Origin of the sequence: Azoarcus sp. CIB, from assembly GCF_001190925.1 — a bacterium.
Lineage (GTDB): Bacteria > Pseudomonadota > Gammaproteobacteria > Burkholderiales > Rhodocyclaceae > Aromatoleum.
Map to the genome: position 1 here is coordinate 801,683 of NZ_CP011072.1, position 16,233 is coordinate 817,915.

At 66.7% G+C, this 16,233-nt stretch carries 16 protein-coding genes and 2 tRNA genes; 16 read left to right on the forward strand and 2 right to left on the reverse strand.

Features of this window, described 5'->3' with window-relative positions:
- The first annotated feature begins 139 nt into the window (after nt 1-139).
- From ndk to AzCIB_RS03625, 16 genes are all read left to right on the forward strand, one after another.
- On the forward strand, nt 140-565 hold the full coding sequence (ndk, locus tag AzCIB_RS03550; RefSeq protein WP_050414624.1) for a nucleoside-diphosphate kinase: 426 nt from the start codon (nt 140-142) through the stop codon (nt 563-565).
- Between the two features lie 85 nt (nt 566-650).
- The gene (gene rlmN / locus AzCIB_RS03555; protein ID WP_050414625.1) at nt 651-1,784 is read left to right on the forward strand and encodes a dual-specificity RNA methyltransferase RlmN; all 1,134 of its coding nucleotides are present in this window, start codon (nt 651-653) and stop codon (nt 1,782-1,784) included.
- Nucleotides 1,781-2,581, forward strand: coding sequence for a type IV pilus biogenesis/stability protein PilW (pilW, locus tag AzCIB_RS03560; protein ID WP_050414626.1), 801 nt, complete (start codon nt 1,781-1,783; stop codon nt 2,579-2,581). Before rlmN ends, pilW begins: the two co-directional genes overlap by 4 nt.
- Nucleotides 2,578-3,588, forward strand: a complete 1,011-nt coding sequence (locus tag AzCIB_RS03565; protein WP_050414627.1) for a helix-turn-helix domain-containing protein — start codon at nt 2,578-2,580, stop codon at nt 3,586-3,588. Before pilW ends, AzCIB_RS03565 begins: the two co-directional genes overlap by 4 nt.
- Before the next feature lie 6 nt (nt 3,589-3,594).
- Nucleotides 3,595-4,851 carry a flavodoxin-dependent (E)-4-hydroxy-3-methylbut-2-enyl-diphosphate synthase gene (ispG, locus tag AzCIB_RS03570; RefSeq protein ID WP_050414628.1) on the forward strand — a complete coding sequence of 419 codons (1,257 nt, stop codon included), beginning with the start codon at nt 3,595-3,597 and terminating at the stop codon, nt 4,849-4,851.
- A gap of 32 nt (nt 4,852-4,883) precedes the next feature.
- A complete protein-coding gene (hisS, locus tag AzCIB_RS03575) occupies nt 4,884-6,182 on the forward strand; it encodes a histidine--tRNA ligase (RefSeq protein WP_232299346.1) in 1,299 nt (432 codons plus the stop codon).
- Nucleotides 6,169-6,816, forward strand: a complete 648-nt coding sequence (locus AzCIB_RS03580; protein ID WP_050414630.1) for a tetratricopeptide repeat protein — start codon at nt 6,169-6,171, stop codon at nt 6,814-6,816. Before hisS ends, AzCIB_RS03580 begins: the two co-directional genes overlap by 14 nt.
- 3 nt (nt 6,817-6,819) lie before the next feature.
- Nucleotides 6,820-7,962: an outer membrane protein assembly factor BamB gene (gene bamB / locus AzCIB_RS03585; RefSeq protein ID WP_050414631.1), complete on the forward strand. Its 1,143-nt coding sequence runs from the start codon at nt 6,820-6,822 to the stop codon at nt 7,960-7,962.
- A gap of 14 nt (nt 7,963-7,976) precedes the next feature.
- The gene (der, locus tag AzCIB_RS03590) at nt 7,977-9,305 is read left to right on the forward strand and encodes a ribosome biogenesis GTPase Der (RefSeq protein WP_050414632.1); all 1,329 of its coding nucleotides are present in this window, start codon (nt 7,977-7,979) and stop codon (nt 9,303-9,305) included.
- Between the two features lie 98 nt (nt 9,306-9,403).
- Complete coding sequence (gene hfq / locus AzCIB_RS03595) at nt 9,404-9,649, forward strand: RNA chaperone Hfq (protein WP_050414633.1); 246 nt, start codon at nt 9,404-9,406, stop codon at nt 9,647-9,649.
- 35 nt (nt 9,650-9,684) lie between these two features.
- Nucleotides 9,685-10,845, forward strand: coding sequence for a ribosome rescue GTPase HflX (gene hflX, locus AzCIB_RS03600; protein WP_050414634.1), 1,161 nt, complete (start codon nt 9,685-9,687; stop codon nt 10,843-10,845).
- A 14-nt stretch (nt 10,846-10,859) separates the two neighbouring features.
- A complete protein-coding gene (gene hflK / locus AzCIB_RS03605; RefSeq protein ID WP_050414635.1) occupies nt 10,860-12,122 on the forward strand; it encodes an FtsH protease activity modulator HflK in 1,263 nt (420 codons plus the stop codon).
- The gene (gene hflC, locus AzCIB_RS03610; protein ID WP_050414636.1) at nt 12,122-13,003 is read left to right on the forward strand and encodes a protease modulator HflC; all 882 of its coding nucleotides are present in this window, start codon (nt 12,122-12,124) and stop codon (nt 13,001-13,003) included. The genes hflK and hflC overlap by 1 nt, the downstream gene beginning before the upstream one ends.
- Nucleotides 13,004-13,007: 4 nt before the next feature.
- On the forward strand, nt 13,008-13,193 hold the full coding sequence (locus AzCIB_RS03615; protein WP_050414637.1) for a DUF2065 domain-containing protein: 186 nt from the start codon (nt 13,008-13,010) through the stop codon (nt 13,191-13,193).
- A gap of 9 nt (nt 13,194-13,202) precedes the next feature.
- A complete protein-coding gene (locus tag AzCIB_RS03620; protein ID WP_050414638.1) occupies nt 13,203-14,357 on the forward strand; it encodes an ATP phosphoribosyltransferase regulatory subunit in 1,155 nt (384 codons plus the stop codon).
- Nucleotides 14,358-14,362: 5 nt separating this feature from the next.
- Nucleotides 14,363-15,673 carry an adenylosuccinate synthase gene (locus tag AzCIB_RS03625; RefSeq protein WP_050414639.1) on the forward strand — a complete coding sequence of 437 codons (1,311 nt, stop codon included), beginning with the start codon at nt 14,363-14,365 and terminating at the stop codon, nt 15,671-15,673.
- Between the two features lie 199 nt (nt 15,674-15,872).
- Here AzCIB_RS03625 and AzCIB_RS03630 read toward each other — a convergent pair.
- Nucleotides 15,873-15,957 (reverse strand) — tRNA-Leu (locus AzCIB_RS03630).
- 147 nt (nt 15,958-16,104) lie between these two features.
- A tRNA-Leu gene (locus tag AzCIB_RS03635) sits at nt 16,105-16,189 on the reverse strand.
- Between the last annotated feature and the right edge of the window lie 44 nt (nt 16,190-16,233).

The following is a 16,233-nucleotide window of genomic DNA, read 5'->3' on the forward strand; positions in this document are numbered from 1 at the left end:
TCCGCGCACCGGCGAGGTGCTGCGGCCTGGGTGCCGTTGTCGTAGCGCTGGGAGACTGTCAAGAAAAACTGCTAGAATCACGAGCTACGCTTTTTGCGCCCAATTTTTCGCAGACCGATTCAATCCGGAGTTTTTTCAAATGGCTATCGAACGCACCCTGTCCATCATCAAGCCCGACGCCGTCGCCAAGAACGTGATCGGCAAGATCTACCAGCGCTTCGAAGATGCAGGTCTCAAGGTCATCGCCTCGAAGATGGTGCACCTGTCCGAGCGCGAGGCCGGCCAGTTCTACGCCGTGCACAAGGAGCGCCCCTTCTTCAAGGATCTGGTGTCCTTCATGATCTCCGGCCCGGTGATGATTCAGGTCCTGGAAGGCGAGAACGCCATCACCAAGAACCGTGACCTGATGGGCGCCACCGACCCGAAGAAGGCCGCTGCCGGCACCATCCGCGCCGACTTCGCCGACTCGATCGACGCCAACGCCGTCCACGGTTCGGATGCGCCCGAAACCGCTGCGGTCGAAGTCGCGTTCTTCTTCCCCGGAATGAACGTTTACGCCCGCTAAGCCTCTCAGGGCTACGCCCGCGGATCGGCCCGCGCACTTCGTGCAACGCGGGCCGATTGCATTTTGAGGGCAGCACAGGAAACACATGGAAACACCGGTCAATCTGCTCGATTTCGACGTCGACGGCCTCGTCGCCTGGTTTGCCGAGCGCGACGAGAAGCCCTTCCGCGCGCGTCAGGTGATGCGCTGGATGCACCGCTTCGGCGAAACCGATTTCGACAGCATGACCGACGTCGCGAAGAGCCTGCGCGCGAAGCTCGCCCAAGAGGCGTGCGTCCGCCCGCCGCAGGCCATCCGTGACAGCGTGTCGGAAGATGGCACGCGCAAGTGGCTGCTGGATGTCGGCAACGCCAACGCGGTCGAGGCCGTGTTCATTCCCGAGACCAACCGCGGCACCCTGTGCATCTCGTCGCAGGCCGGCTGCGCGCTCGACTGCGCCTTCTGCTCGACCGGCAAGCAGGGCTTCAACCGCAACCTGTCGGCAGCCGAGATCATCGGCCAGCTGTGGCTCGCGAACAAACTGCTGGGCGGCACTTCGACGCCGGCCGGGGCCAAGGACGCCGAGGGCGACGCGGATAACGGCCGCGTCATCAGCAACGTCGTCATGATGGGCATGGGCGAGCCGCTCGCCAACTTCGACAACGTCGTCACCGCGCTGCGCCTGATGCTCGACGATCACGCCTATGGCCTGTCGCGCCGCCGCGTCACGGTGTCGACCTCCGGCATCGTGCCGGCGATGGACCGCCTGCGCGACGAATGTCCGGTCGCGCTCGCCGTGTCGCTGCACGCGCCCGACGACGCGCTGCGCGACCGCCTCGTGCCGATCAACCAGAAATACCCGCTGCGCGAGCTGATGGCCGCGTGCCGGCGTTACCTCGAACGCGCCCCGCGCGACTTCGTGACCTTCGAATACGTCATGCTCGACGGCGTGAACGACTCCGACGCGCATGCGCGCGCGCTCGTCGCCCTCGTGCGCGACGTGCCGTGCAAGTTCAACCTGATCCCGTTCAACCCCTTTCCGAACTCGGGTTTCGGCCGTTCCCAGCCCGAACGCATACGCCGCTTTGCAGGTATCCTGATCGACGCGGGCATCGTCACGACGACCCGCAAAACCCGCGGCGACGACGTCAATGCCGCCTGCGGCCAGCTCGCGGGGCAGGTCCAGGACCGCACGCGCCGCACCGTTCGCCTTGTCAAACCGATGGAGGATCGTGCATGACCCGGCTCTTCGTGAAGCTGTCGCTTCCGCTGTTCGCGCTGGCGCTCGCCGGCTGCAACGCCACCATGAACGCCGCCGGCACGCCGCTTGCGGATCGTCCCGTGGCGGACACGCCGGTGTCGGGCAAGGGCGAGGCGACGGCCAAGGTGCACGCCGAGCTGGGCGCGGCCTACCTGCAGCTCGGCAACTATGCCGTGGCGCTCGACGAAGCGCGCGTGGCGCTGCAGAGCCAGTCCAACTACGCGCCGGCCTATCACCTGATGGCGCTGGTGTACATGGCCATCGACGATGCGAATGCGGCGCGCGAGAACTTCCTGCGTGCGCTCGAGATCGCGCCGAACGACCCCGAGTTCAACAACAGTTTCGGCTGGTTCCAGTGCATCAACGGAAATGTACAGGACGGCCTGGCGCGGCTTGCCTCGTCGGCGCGCAACCCGTACTACCGCACGCCCACGCGGCCTTACACGAACGCCGGCCTGTGCCATCTGCGCCAGAACAACGACACGGCAGCAGAGGCGGAATTCCGCCGCGCTTTGCAGGCCGACCCGGCGAACCGCCAGGCGATGTACCAGCTCGCCGGCATCTCCTACCGGCGCGGCGCCTACAACGTCGCGAGCGCCTTGCTGGTCGACCTGCATCAGCAAGGCGAGCCGACGCCGCAATCGGTGTGGCTGGGGCTGCGCACCGCGCGCCGCCTGGGCAACCGTGACTCCGAAGCCAGCTACGCGGCGCAGCTGCGCGGCCGCTTTGCGGACAGTCCCGAATACCGGACGATGATTCAGGGAAATTACGAGTGACAGAAGTGCATCTGGACCAGCAGGGGGCGGAATCGTCCGACCTCGCTGCCGAGATGGGCGCGCAACTTCGGCAGTTGCGCGAAGCCCGTGGCGAAACGACGAGCGACGTCGCGCATTCCCTCAAGCTGACCAGCCGGCAGATCGAGGCGATGGAGGCGGGGCGGCTCGATCTCCTGCCCGGCGCCGCGTTCGCGCGCGGTTTCCTGCGCAACTACGCCCGCTATCTCGGTGTCGATGCGGCGACCGTGCTCGCGGCCTTCGAGGCCGACGTCGCCCCGCGTGTCGTCGAACTCGCGCCGGTGTCGAACGCCGTGGGCGTCATGCCCAGCGGCAGCGGCGGGCGCTCGGTACAGATCCCGGCCGGGCTGATCGCCGGTGCGCTTCTGCTCGTGGTGCTGGTGGGCTGGTACTTCGACTGGTTCCGCATGCCTGCGGAGAATGCCGAAGTCGCGGAAAGCGTCGTCGAGCCGGCGCCGCAGGGGGCTCCCGCCGTGACCAGCGCCGCCGCCGCGCCGCAAGGGCAGGTGTCGGAATCCGCGCTCGCCGCGAGCGGCGTCGTGCCTTCGCTCCCGGTCGCTACTCCGGCAACGCCGGCCGCGCCTGCACCGGAAACCGCTGCGGTGACTGCTCCGGTTCCGGCTGCTCCCCCGTCCGCTGCCCTTCCTCCGGTCTCTGCAGCCGCCACGGCTGTCCCGCCGGCGGCGCCCACCGCGCAGGCAGTGGTGCCGCCTTTTGCGGCCACTCCGGCGGCCGTACCCCCCGCGGAAGGCGTCGAACATATCGTGTTCCGTTTCGAAGGCGAATCCTGGATCGAGGTGCGCGATGCGCGCGGTTCCATCGTCTATTCGGGGGTCAATGGCGCCGGTAGTTCGCGCACCGTGCAGGGCAAGCCGCCCTTTGCGCTGGTCGTCGGCAACGCCAGGCAGGTGTCACTCGACTATCGCGGCAAGTCTTACGACATGAAGCCGCACGTGCGCGTCAGCGTCGCTAGATTCACCCTGGAGTGAGTTGAATTGGCTACAACCCCCACCCCCGACAATCACGCCGGCCCCCTGCCGCGTCACCGCACGCGCCAAGTCCGCGTCGGGCGCGTCCTGATCGGTGCCGACGCCCCCGTCGTCGTGCAGTCGATGACCAATACCGACACCGCGGATGTGCTCGGCACCGCGATGCAGGTTGCCGAACTCGCGCGCGCGGGTTCGGAGCTGGTGCGCATCACCGTCAATAACGAAGCCGCCGCGAAGGCCGTGCCGCATATCCGCGACCGGTTGCTCGCGCTGAACATGGACGTCCCCCTCGTCGGCGACTTCCACTACAACGGCCACAAGCTCCTCACGGACTTCCCCGCGTGCGCCGAAGCGCTCGCGAAGCTGCGCATCAACCCGGGCAACGTCGGCGCGGGCGTCAAGCGCGACCCGCAGTTCGCGGCCATCGTCGAACTCGCCTGCAAGTACGACAAACCCGTGCGCATCGGCGTGAACTGGGGCAGCCTCGACCAGTCCGTGCTCGCGCGCGTCATGGACCACAACGCGAAGCTCGCCGAGCCGCGCGACGCCGGCGCGGTGATGCGCGAAGCGCTCGTCGTCTCCGCACTCGAATCCGCGGCCAAGGCCGAGGAATACGGCCTCGGGGGCGACCGCATCATCCTGTCCGCGAAGGTGTCGAGCGTGCAGGACCTGATCGCCGTGTATCGCGAGATGGCGCGCCGCTGCGACTACCCGCTGCATCTGGGCCTGACCGAGGCCGGCATGGGCTCCAAGGGCATCGTCGCCTCGACGGCCGCGCTCGCGGTGCTGCTGCAGGAAGGCATCGGCGACACCATCCGCATCTCGCTCACGCCCGAGCCCAACGGCAGCCGCACGCGGGAAGTCGTCGTCGCGCAGGAGATCCTGCAGACCATGGGCCTGCGCGCCTTCACGCCGATGGTCACCGCCTGCCCGGGTTGCGGTCGCACGACCAGCACCTTCTTCCAGGAGCTCGCGTCGACCATCCAGAGCTACGTGCGCGAGCAGATGCCCGCCTGGCGCGAGCAGTACGACGGCGTCGAGAACATGACCCTTGCCGTCATGGGCTGCGTCGTCAACGGCCCCGGCGAGAGCAAGCACGCCAACATCGGCATCTCGCTGCCCGGCACCGGCGAAACCCCCGCCGCCCCCGTGTTCGTCGACGGCGAAAAAACGGTTACGCTGCGCGGGGACAACATCGCGGCCGAATTCATTGCGATCATCGACAACTACATCGCGACCAAGTACACAAAAAAGGCGGCCTGAACCGTCCACCTATGACTGAAAAGAAACCTGTAATGCAGACACTGCAGGCCGTGCGCGGGATGAACGACATCCTGCCCGACGACGCCGAGGCCTGGGAACACTTCGAAGACATCGTGCGCGACTGGCTGCGCAGCTACGGCTATCGCCCGATCCGCATGCCCATCGTCGAGCCGACGCCGCTGTTCAAGCGCGCGATCGGCGAAGTCACCGACATCGTCGAGAAGGAGATGTACTCCTTCGAGGACGCCCTCAACGGCGAGCACCTCACGCTGCGCCCCGAAGGCACCGCCTCCTGCGTGCGCGCCGCGATCCAGCACAAGATGCTCGCGACGGGCGCCCAGCGCCTGTACTACCACGGGCCGATGTTCCGCCACGAGCGTCCCCAGAAGGGCCGCTATCGCCAGTTTCACCAGATCGGCGTCGAGGCGCTGGGCTTCGACGGTCCCGACATCGACGCCGAGCACATCCTGATGTGCGCGCGCCTGTGGGACGACCTCGGCCTCGAGGACGTCCGGCTTGAACTCAACTCGCTGGGCTCCAGCGAGGAGCGTGCGCGCCACCGCGCCGAGCTGATCGCCTATCTGTCCGCGCACCAGGACCGCCTCGACGAGGACGGCAAGCGCCGCCTGCACACCAACCCGCTGCGCATCCTCGACACCAAGAACCCCGACCTGCAGGAACTCGTCGAGGCGGCGCCGCGGCTGATCGACTTCCTCGGCGAGGAATCGCTCAGGCACTTCGACGGCGTGCAGGCCCTGCTCAAGGACGCCGGCATCCCGTATCGCATCAACCCGCGCCTCGTGCGCGGCCTCGACTACTACAACCGCACCGTGTTCGAATGGGTCACGACGCGGCTGGGCGCTCAGGGCACGGTGTGCGCGGGCGGCCGCTACGACGGCCTGGTCGAGCAGCTCGGCGGCAAGCCTGCTCCCGCGGCTGGTTTCGCGATGGGTGTCGAGCGCCTGCTGGCGCTGTGGCGCGAGGGAGGCGGCGAGATCGAACGTGCGCTGCCCGACGTGTACGTCGTGCATCTCGGCGAGCAGGCCCAGCGGCTTGCCTTCCGTGCCGCCGAAGCGCTACGCGGCTACGGTTTCGCGGTGCTCACCCACTGCGGCGGCGGTAGCTTCAAGTCGCAGATGAAAAAGGCCGATGCCAGCGGCGCGCAGCTCGCCGTCGTCATCGGCGACGACGAGGCCGCGGCGGGCGAGGTCGGCCTCAAGCCCCTGCGCGGCCCCGGCGGCCAGCAGCGCGTCGCCCTGGAAGTCCTCGGCGATGTCGTCGCCGAATGCCTATTTACTGAAGAAGAAGAGGAAAACGATGGCAGTGTATGACCTCGAAGAGCAGGAACAGATTTCCGAACTGAAGGCCTGGTGGGTCCGGTACGGCAATTTCGTGACTGCGATCGCAGTGGCTGCCGCGCTGGCCTCGGTCGGCTGGCAGGGCTTCCAGTACTACAAAAACCGGCAGGCCGGCGAAGCCGGTGCGCTGTACTTCGCGCTCGAGCAGGCGATGATGAGGGGCGACGCGCAGAAGACGCGTGAAGCGGCCGGTCAGCTCATCGAAAAATTCCCCTCGACGGCCTATGCGGAAATGGCAGCGCTGGCCTCGGCCGGCGTGCAGATCGAGAAGGGCGATGTCAAGAACGCGCGCGCCCAGCTCGAATGGCTGCTCGCCAAGGGCAGCGACCCGGCGCTGAAGGACATCGCCCGTCTGCGCCTCGCGGCCGTGCTGCTCGACGAGGGCGCCTTCGACCAGGCGCTTGCGCAGCTCGCGAATGCGCCGGCCCCGGCCCTGAAGGCGCGTTTCGAAGACCTGCGCGGCGACGTGCTGGCGGCGAGCGGCAAGCCTGCTGAGGCTCGCAGCGCCTACCAGGCCGCGCTCGATGCGCTGGCCGCGGAAGGTGCCGACGGCAGCGAAACCCTGCGCGAAGTCATTCGCGTCAAGCAGCAGGCCCTGGAGGGCTGAGCAATGAAGCGACCGTTCACCGCGCTCGCCTTGGCGGCCTCGCTGGCGCTGCTTGCCGGCTGCTCCTCCCTCAACCCTTTCGCCGAATCGGGACCGAAGCCGGCCAAGCTGCCCGACTTCAAGGCCTCGGCCGAGTTGCGCCCGCTGTGGCAGGCGCGCATCGGCAAATCCGGTTCCTATGTATTCCAGCCCGCGGTCGTCGGCGAGGACGTCTATGCCGCAGCCCATGACGGCGCCGTCGCGCGCTTCAAGGACGGCAAGGCGGTGTGGACGGTCAACGCCGCCAAGCGCCTGTCCGCGGGCGTGGGCAGCAACGGCAAGCTCGCCGTCGTGGCCACCACGGCCGGCGAGGTCGTCGCACTCGACGCGGCGAACGGCGCCGAGCGCTGGCGTGCCGCGATCGGCGCCGAAGTGCTCGCCGCCCCGGCGGTGGGCGACGCGATCGTCGTCGTGCGCGCCTCGGACAGCCGCCTGATCGGACTCGACGCCAATACCGGCGCACGCCGCTGGGTGTTCCAGCGCGCGACGCCGCCGCTGTCGCTGCGCAGCTTCGCCGGCGTCACGCTGGAAGGTGCGGCCGCGGTGGCTGGCTACCCGGGTGGCAAGCTCGTTGCGGTAAGCCTCGCCAACGGTGGTCAACTCTGGGAGCTGACCGTTGCGACCCCCAAGGGCGCGACCGAACTCGAGCGCGTCGCCGACGTCGCCGGCACGCCGGTGATCGGCCGCAAGGAACTGTGCGCCGTCGCCTACCAAGGGCGCGCCGCATGCTTCGACGCCACCAACGGCAACGCGCTGTGGTCGCGAGACTTCTCCAGCAGCGTCGGCATGGATCGCGACAGCCGCTTCGTCGTGATCACCGACGACAACGACGCGGTCCATGCGCTCGACGGCACCAGCGGCGCGAACGTGTGGAAGCAGGAAGCGCTGCCCCGCCGCGCCCTGTCCCGCCCGCTGATCGTCGGCGACTTCGTCGCGGTCGGCGACTTCGAAGGCTATGTCCATCTGCTCAAACGCGACGACGGCACCTTCGCCGCCCGCACGCGCGCCGACAGCAGCTCCGTTACCGCCGACCCACGCCGTTTCGGCCGCGACGGCTTCGTCGTCCAGACGCGCGATGGCGGCATCCATGTGTATGAGGCCCGCTGAGCGGGAATGAACGCTTGAAACCCACCATCGTCCTCGTCGGTCGTCCCAATGTCGGCAAATCGACACTGTTCAACCGGCTCACGCGCACGCGCGACGCCCTCGTCGCCGACCAGCCCGGCCTCACGCGCGACCGCCACTACGGCATCGGTCGCGTCGGCGACCGCGACTATCTGGTCGTCGATACCGCCGGCTTCGACCCGGTCGCCAAGACCGGCATCATGCACGAGATGGCCCGCCAGGCCGAACAGGCGATCGCCGAAGCCGACGTGCTGCTCTTCCTCGTCGACGGCCGCGCCGGCCTGACCCCGCACGACGAGCAGATTGCCACGCGCCTGCGGCGGGCCGGGCGCCCCGTGCATCTGGTCGTGAACAAGGCCGAAGGCATGGAGCGCAGCATCGTCGCTGCCGACTTCCATGCGCTCGGTCTCGGTGCGCCGCTACCCGTGTCGGCCGCCCACGGCGACGGCATCAAGCAAGTCATCGATCTGGTGCTCGCCGACTTCCCGCTCGACGAGGAGCCGGGCGAGGCCGAGGACCACGGGCCGCGCATCGCGATCGTCGGTCGCCCGAACGTCGGCAAGTCCACGCTCGTGAACAGCCTGATCGGCGAGGAGCGCGTCATCGCCTTCGACATGCCGGGCACCACGCGCGACGCCATCGCAATCCCGTTCGAGCGCGACGGCCGCAATTACACGCTGATCGACACCGCCGGCCTGCGCCGCCGCGGCAAGATCTTCGAGGCCATCGAGAAGTTCTCCGTCATCAAGACGCTGCAGGCGATCGAACAATGCAACGTCGTCGTGCTGGTGCTCGACGCGTCGCAGGATATCTCCGACCAGGACGCCCATATCGCCGGCTTCATCCTCGATTCGGGCCGTGCCCTGGTCGTCGCGGTGAACAAGTGGGACAGCATCGACGACTACCGCCGCGAACTGATCAAGCGCGATATCGCACACAAGCTGGGTTTCCTGTCCTTCGCGCGCTTCCACTACATCTCAGCGCTCAAGGGCGCGGGCGTGGCCGCGGTCATGAAGTCGGTCGATTCCGCCTATGCGGCCGCGATGGTGAACCTGTCGACCCCCCGCCTGACCCGGACCCTGCAGGCTGCGCTCACGAAGCAGGCGCCTCCGCGGCACGGCATTTCCCGTCCGAAGATGCGCTACGCGCACCAGGGCGGCAACAACCCGCCGATCGTCGTCATCCATGGCGCCGCGCTCGACCACGTCCCCGTGTCCTACGTGCGCTTTCTGGAACGTACGTTCATGGAGGCGTTCAAATTGCAGGGCACGCCGTTGCGGATACAATTCCGCACCTCGCACAATCCGTATATCGGAAAAGACTAGTTTCCAACTCCACACCGGGATTGATTGTTCGTGCAAATGTGGCAGTGCAACATGAAATCCTTTACATTCACAATAATACGCAGCCTCGAGGTTTGAAAATGAGCAACAAAGGGCAACTTCTACAAGACCCGTTCCTGAACACCCTTCGCAGGGAGCATGTCCCCGTGGCGATCTACCTGGTCAACGGCATCAAGCTGCAGGGCCAGATCGAATCCTTCGACCAGTACGTCGTGCTGCTGAAGAACACCGTCACTCAGATGGTGTACAAGCATGCGATCTCGACCGTCGTGCCCGCGCGTCCGGTCAACATCCAGCAACAGGACGCGGGTGACGGCAATAGCTGATTCCCGCCGGCGCCCCATGGACGCCAAGTTGCTCCATGTTTGAGCGCCCCGACGCCGGTGAGCGCGCGGTACTCGTCCAGCTCGACCTGAACCAGGGCGCGCTGGACGAGCGCCTTTCCGAACTCAAGCTGCTCGCGCTCAGTGCCGGCGCCAGCGTCGAGGCCGTCGTCGGCGGCCGGCGGGCGCGGCCCGATCCCGCGCTCTTCGCCGGGCGCGGCAAGGTCGACGAAATCGCCGAGACGCTGCGCGCCCACGAAGCCGATTTCGTCATCTTCAACCACGCGCTGTCGCCCGCGCAGCAGCGCAACCTCGAACGCACGCTGCAGTGTCGCGTCGTCGACCGCACGGCCCTGATCCTCGATATCTTCGCGCAGCGCGCGAGAAGCCACGAGGGCAAGCTGCAGGTCGAACTCGCGCAGCTCGACCATCTCTCGACGCGCCTCGTGCGCGGCTGGACCCACCTGGAGCGCCAAAAGGGCGGTATCGGCCTGCGCGGACCGGGCGAGACCCAGCTCGAGACCGACCGCCGCCTGCTCGGCAAGCGCGTCAAGGTGCTCAAGGAGCGCCTCGCCCAGATCGAGAAGCAGCGCCGTGTGCGTCGGCGCGGGCGCGAAGGGCGCAACGTGCTGTCGGTGTCGCTTGTCGGGTACACCAACGCAGGCAAGTCGACGCTGTTCAACGCGCTGACGAAGGCCGGCGCGTATGCTGCCGACCAGCTCTTCGCGACGCTGGACACGACCTCTCGTCGGCTCTACGTGGGCGAGGGTGGCAACGTCGTGCTATCCGACACCGTGGGCTTCATCCGCGACCTGCCGCACGCACTCGTCGCGGCTTTTCACGCGACGCTCGAGGAAACCGCGAACGCGGACCTGCTGCTGCACGTCGTAGACTCGGCGAGCGAGGACCGCGAGGCACAGATCGAGGCCGTGAACGGGGTTCTCGCCGAGATCGGTGCGGGCGCCGTGCCGCAGTTCATGGTCATGAACAAGGTCGACCTGACCCGCGCCGAGCCCGGGGTTCAGCGGGACGAGTATGGTAAGATCGTGCGCGTTTTTCTGAGTGCCAGGACTGGCGAAGGGCTTGGGCTGCTGCGCGAAGCCCTTGCCGAGGCAGCGCGTAGCGCAGTCACGGACGCGCCGGGCGATCCCGACGGGATTGCGCCGGATTTCACCGATAAAGACCCAATTCAAACGTGATTACAGGCGTTCTAATGTCTCTCAACGATCCACGCTGGGGTAACAACCAGGGGAATGGCGACGACAAGCGCGGCGACGACAGGAAGGGGGGCAATCAGGGGCCGCCCGACCTCGAGGACCTGTGGCGTGATTTCAACCAGCGGCTGTCGGGCATGCTCGGCGGCAAGCGCGGGCCGCGTGGCGGCGGTGGTGGCGATGGCGGCGGGCCGCAGTTCCCGCAGCTCTCGTTCAAACAGTTCGGCGGCGGCATCGGCGCGCTGCTGGGCCTCGTCGCTGTGATCTGGCTCGCCAGCGGTTTCTACATCGTCGATGCGAACCAGCGCGGGGTCGTCCTGCGCTTCGGAAGCTATGTCGAGACGACCGAGCCGGGCCTGCGCTGGCGCCTGCCGTATCCGATCGAGAGCAGCGACGTCGTCGACCTGACCGGCGTGCGCACCGTCGAGGTCGGCTATCGCGGCTCCGAGCGCAACAAGGTGCTGCGCGAAGCCCTGATGCTCACCGACGACGAGAACATCATCAACATCCAGTTCGCGGTGCAGTACGTGCTGACCAGCCCGGAGAAGTACCTGTTCAACAACCGCTATGCGGACGAGTCGGTGATGCATGCGGCCGAATCCGCGATGCGCGAGATCGTCGGCATGAGCAAGATGGACTTCGTGCTCTACGAAGGGCGCGAGCAGATGGCGTCGAGCGCGCACGAAGCGATCCAGAAGATCCTCGACCGCTACGACACGGGTATCCAGATCAGCCGCGTGACGATGCAGAACGCCCAGCCGCCCGAGCAGGTGCAGGCCGCGTTCGACGATGCGGTGAAGGCGGGCCAGGACCGGGAACGCCTGCGCAACGAGGGTGAGGGCTACGCCAACGACGTCATTCCGCGTGCGCGCGGCACGGCCTCGCGACTCATCGAGGAGGCCAATGCCTACCAGTCCCGCGTGATCGCGAACGCCGAAGGCGACGCGAGCCGTTTCACCCAGGTCCTGACGGAGTACCGTCGTGCTCCCGAAGTGACGCGCGAGCGCCTGTATATCGACACGATGCAGCAAGTCATGTCGAAAACCAGCAAGGTCATGGTCGATGCCAAGGGCAATGGCAACCTCCTGTTCATGCCGCTCGACAAGTTGATGCAGGCCGCGGGCACCCAGGGCTCGCACGACGCGAGTCCCGCGCCGGCGCCTGGCGCCGCCACTCCCGCACCCGCGCCGCGGGCCGATAGTTCGATGGAATCACGCAGCCGCGACCTGATGGCCCGCGACCGTGAACGGGGAGAGCGCTGATGCGTGACAAGTTGCCGATTTTCGCCGGCGCGCTGCTGCTGCTTGCGGCAATCGCGTCGATGACGCTGTTTACCGTGGACCAACGGCAGTTCGCCGTCGTGTTCCAGCTCGGTGAGGTCAAGGAAGTCATCGACAAGCCGGGGCTGAACTTCAAGTGGCCCATGATCCAGAACGTGCGCTACTTCGACCGCCGTATCCTGACGATGGATACGCCGGAGCCCGAGCGCTTCATCACCGCAGAGAAGAAGAACGTGCTGGTCGACCACTTCGTGAAGTGGCGTATCGTCGATCCGCAGCTCTACTACGTCTCGGTCGCGGGCGACGAGGCGCGCGCGCGCACCCGTCTGCTGCAGACCGTCAATGCCGGCCTGCGCGAGGAGTTCGGTCGCCGCACCGTCCATGACGTGGTGTCCGGCGCGCGCGACAAGATCATGGAAGACATGCGCACCCGTGCCGACCTCGACGCGCGCAAGATCGGTGTGCAGATCCTCGACGTCCGCCTGAAGCGTGTCGACCTGCCGCTCGAAGTGTCCGAGTCCGTGTATCGCCGCATGGAGGCGGAGCGCAAGCGCGTCGCCAACGAGCTGCGTTCCGAGGGTGGCGCGATCGCCGAGAAAATCCGCGCCGACGCCGATCGCCAGCGCGAGGTCATCGTCGCCGAAGCCTACCGCGAGGCACAGCAGATCAAGGGTGTCGGTGACGCCAAGGCCACCGCGACCTACGCCCAGGCCTACGGCCAGAGCCCCGAGTTCTATTCCTTCTACCGCAGCCTGGAGGCGTACCGCGAAAGCTTCGCGAACAAGAGCGACGTGATGGTCGTCGATCCGAGCTCCGAGTTCTTCAGGTACATGAAGGATTCCAACGGGGGCAAGAAGAACTGAGCTCATGAGCAACAAGCTGCTGATGGCCTTCGCACTGATGCTGGTGATCGAAGGCCTCCTGCCCTTTATCGCGCCAGCCGCCTGGCGCGAAACTTTTTTACGGCTCGCACACATGGCCGACGGTCAGATCCGTTTCATCGGGCTGACCTCGATGCTGATCGGCGTGGTGTTGCTGGCCGTGTTTTCCTGACTGAATATCATGCGCTGGGTACTTCCCGATCACATCCAGGACGCGCTGCCGTCCGAGGCCGAAAAGCTCGAGCGCCTGCGCCGGCGCCTGCTCGACGCCTTCCGCAGCCATGGCTATCAGCTGGTCGTGCCGCCGCTGCTCGAATATCTCGAGTCGCTGACGACCGGCGCCGGCCAGGATCTCCGGTTGCGCACCTTCAAGCTGGTCGATCAGCTGTCGGGCAAGACGATGGGCGTGCGTGCCGACATGACGCCGCAGGTCGCCCGCATCGACGCCCACCTGCTGAACCGCAAGGGGGTTTCGCGGCTGTGCTACTGCGGTAGCGTGCTGCACGCACTGCCGTCGACGCTCACCGCCACGCGCGAGCCCCTGCAACTGGGCGCCGAGCTATACGGCCATGCCGGCATCGATGCTGACATCGAGATCGTGCGCCTGCTCTCCGAGGTGATGCGCCTTGGCGAAGTGCCGGCCAGCCGCATCGACCTGGGCCATGTCGGACTGTTCCGCGTGCTCGCGGCTCGGGCCGGGATGTTGCCGGAGCGTGAGGAAGAGCTCTTCGATCTGCTGCAGGCGAAGGACGTGCCGGGCCTGCGCGAGCTGCTCGCCGACGTTGCCGAGCCGGCGCGTACGGCATTGCTCGCCCTGCCGACCTTGTATGGCGGCGCCGAAGTGCTGGACGAGGCGCGCCGCTGCCTGCCCGACGAACCCGAGATTCGCGCCGCGCTCGACGATCTGAGCACGCTCGCAGCCGCGCTCGCCGACCTGCCGATCAGTTTCGATCTTGCCGATCTGCGCGGCTACCACTACCACAACGGAGTGGTGTTCGCGGCCTACGGCAGCGGCTCGCCCGCTGCGCTCGCGCTCGGCGGGCGCTACGACCGCATCGGTCAGGCATTCGGCCGTGCAAGGCCGGCGACGGGATTCAGCCTCGATCTGCGCGAACTGGCCCTGCATCTGCCCGACGCGGCGGAGCCGGGCGCCATCCTCGCGCCGGCCGTCGCCGACGGGGCGTTGCAGGCAACGATCGCGCAGCTGCGCGCGCAGGGCGAGGTCGTGATGACGGCCCTGCCGGGACATGATGGAAGCTGGAAGGAGGCCGGTTGCGACCGGCAACTGATCGAGCGCGACGGCCGCTGGACGGTCGAGGCGCTTCAGGGAGAATGAAGTAAATGTCAAAGAACGTAGTGGTTGTCGGCACCCAGTGGGGCGACGAGGGCAAGGGCAAGATCGTTGACTGGCTCACCGATCATGCCAAGGGCGTGGTGCGCTTCCAGGGTGGCCACAATGCCGGCCATACGCTGGTGATCGGCGCCAACGAATACAAGCTGAACCTCGTGCCTTCGGGCATCGTGCGCGAAGGCGTGGCCTGCTACATCGGCAATGGCGTGGTGCTCGACGCGCATCACCTGCTGTCCGAGATCCGTGTGCTCGAAGCTGGCGGCATCAAGGTGCGCGAGCGCCTGCGCATTAGCCCGGGCTGCCCGCTGATCCTCGGCTATCACGCCGCGCTCGATCGTGCGCGCGAGGCCGCGAAGAGCGCCTCCGACAAGATTGGCACGACCGGCAAGGGCATCGGCCCGACCTACGAGGACAAGGTCGCGCGGCGCGCGCTGCGCGTGTATGACCTGTTCGACCGCGAGCGCTTCGCCGATAAGCTGCGTGCGAACCTGGAGTACCACAACTTCGTGCTGACGCAGCACTTCGGTGCCGATGCGGTCGACTTCCATACCGTGTTCGACCAGGCGATGGCCGACGCCGAGGAAATCCGTCCGATGGTCGCCGACGTGTCGGCCGAGCTGTACGCGGTGAACAAGGCCGGCGGCAACCTGCTGTTCGAAGGTGCGCAGGGCACGCTGCTCGACATCGACCACGGTACCTACCCGTTCGTGACCTCCAGCAACTGCGTCGCGGGCCAGGCTGCAGCCGGATCGGGTGTTGGTCCGGGGCGTCTGCATTACGTGTTGGGGATTACCAAGGCCTATTGCACCCGCGTCGGCGGCGGTCCTTTCCCGACCGAGCTCGACATCGAGACGGCCGGTCTGCCGGGCTACCAGATGTCGACCAAGGGGCGCGAGTTCGGTACCGTGACGGGGCGCAAGCGCCGCTGCGGCTGGCTCGACCTCGCCGCGCTCAAGCGCTCGATCATCATCAACGGCGTCACGGGCCTGTGCATCACCAAGCTCGATGTGCTCGATGGGCTGCCCGAGCTGAAGCTGTGCACGGGCTACATGCTCGACGGCCAGCGTATCGACCTGCTGCCCATGGGCTCCGAGGAAGTGACGCGCTGCGAGCCGATCTTCGAGACGATGTCGGGCTGGAGCGGCACGACCTTCGGTGCGCAGAGCTGGGATGCGCTGCCGCAGGAGGCGCGCGCCTATCTGCACCGCATCGAGGAGATCATCGAGATCCCGATCGACGTGATCTCGACCGGTCCGGAGCGCGACGAGACCATCCTGCGCCGCCATCCGTTCGGAGCCTGAGCGGGCTTGACCGGTACGGAAACGCTGAACGACCTGGGGCCGGCTCCGACCGGCCCGGCGCACCGGCCGATTCCGGCTGGTGCGCCGTCGGGCAGCATCGCCGCTCGCGGGGCGGGATGCACGGTTTGCGGTTGCGACCGTTTCGCGCGGGAAGCACAAAAAGCAAAAGCCGGTCTTTCGACCGGCTTTTGCTTGGATCTGGTGCCCAGAAGAGGACTCGAACCTCCACGCCTCGCAGCGCTAGTACCTGAAACTAGTGCGTCTACCAATTCCGCCATCTGGGCAAGAGGGTGCATTATAGCGACAACTTTGCGAGAGGCCAAGCGCAATAGCGGCGCCGCGCAGCCTTTCGATCAAGCCCGCAGCGCGGACAAAATGTCCGGGAAGCGGGCAACAAAAAAGCCGACACTAGGTCGGCTTTCATGTAGAACTGGTGCCCAGAAGAGGACTCGAACCTCCACGCCTCGCAGCGCTAGTACCTGAAACTAGTGCGTCTACCAATTCCGCCATCTGGGCAAGAGCCGCGCATTATAAGCGCCAAATTTTGAATGTCAACGAGT

Bases quoted from the DNA above. Each gene is read 5' to 3' on its own strand.
- AzCIB_RS03625 (WP_050414639.1), top strand. From the start codon at position 14,363: ATGTCAAAGAACGTAGTGGTTGTCGGCACCCAGTGGGGCGACGAGGGC.
- rlmN (WP_050414625.1), top strand. From the start codon at position 651: ATGGAAACACCGGTCAATCTGCTCGATTTCGACGTCGACGGCCTCGTC.
- hfq (WP_050414633.1), top strand. From the start codon at position 9,404: ATGAGCAACAAAGGGCAACTTCTACAAGACCCGTTCCTGAACACCCTT.
- AzCIB_RS03580 (WP_050414630.1), top strand. From the start codon at position 6,169: ATGGCAGTGTATGACCTCGAAGAGCAGGAACAGATTTCCGAACTGAAG.
- hflK (WP_050414635.1), top strand. From the start codon at position 10,860: ATGTCTCTCAACGATCCACGCTGGGGTAACAACCAGGGGAATGGCGAC.
- hflX (WP_050414634.1), top strand. From the start codon at position 9,685: ATGTTTGAGCGCCCCGACGCCGGTGAGCGCGCGGTACTCGTCCAGCTC.
- pilW (WP_050414626.1), top strand. From the start codon at position 1,781: ATGACCCGGCTCTTCGTGAAGCTGTCGCTTCCGCTGTTCGCGCTGGCG.
- bamB (WP_050414631.1), top strand. From the start codon at position 6,820: ATGAAGCGACCGTTCACCGCGCTCGCCTTGGCGGCCTCGCTGGCGCTG.
- hflC (WP_050414636.1), top strand. From the start codon at position 12,122: ATGCGTGACAAGTTGCCGATTTTCGCCGGCGCGCTGCTGCTGCTTGCG.
- AzCIB_RS03620 (WP_050414638.1), top strand. From the start codon at position 13,203: ATGCGCTGGGTACTTCCCGATCACATCCAGGACGCGCTGCCGTCCGAG.
- AzCIB_RS03615 (WP_050414637.1), top strand. From the start codon at position 13,008: ATGAGCAACAAGCTGCTGATGGCCTTCGCACTGATGCTGGTGATCGAA.
- hisS (WP_232299346.1), top strand. From the start codon at position 4,884: ATGCAGACACTGCAGGCCGTGCGCGGGATGAACGACATCCTGCCCGAC.
- ndk (WP_050414624.1), top strand. From the start codon at position 140: ATGGCTATCGAACGCACCCTGTCCATCATCAAGCCCGACGCCGTCGCC.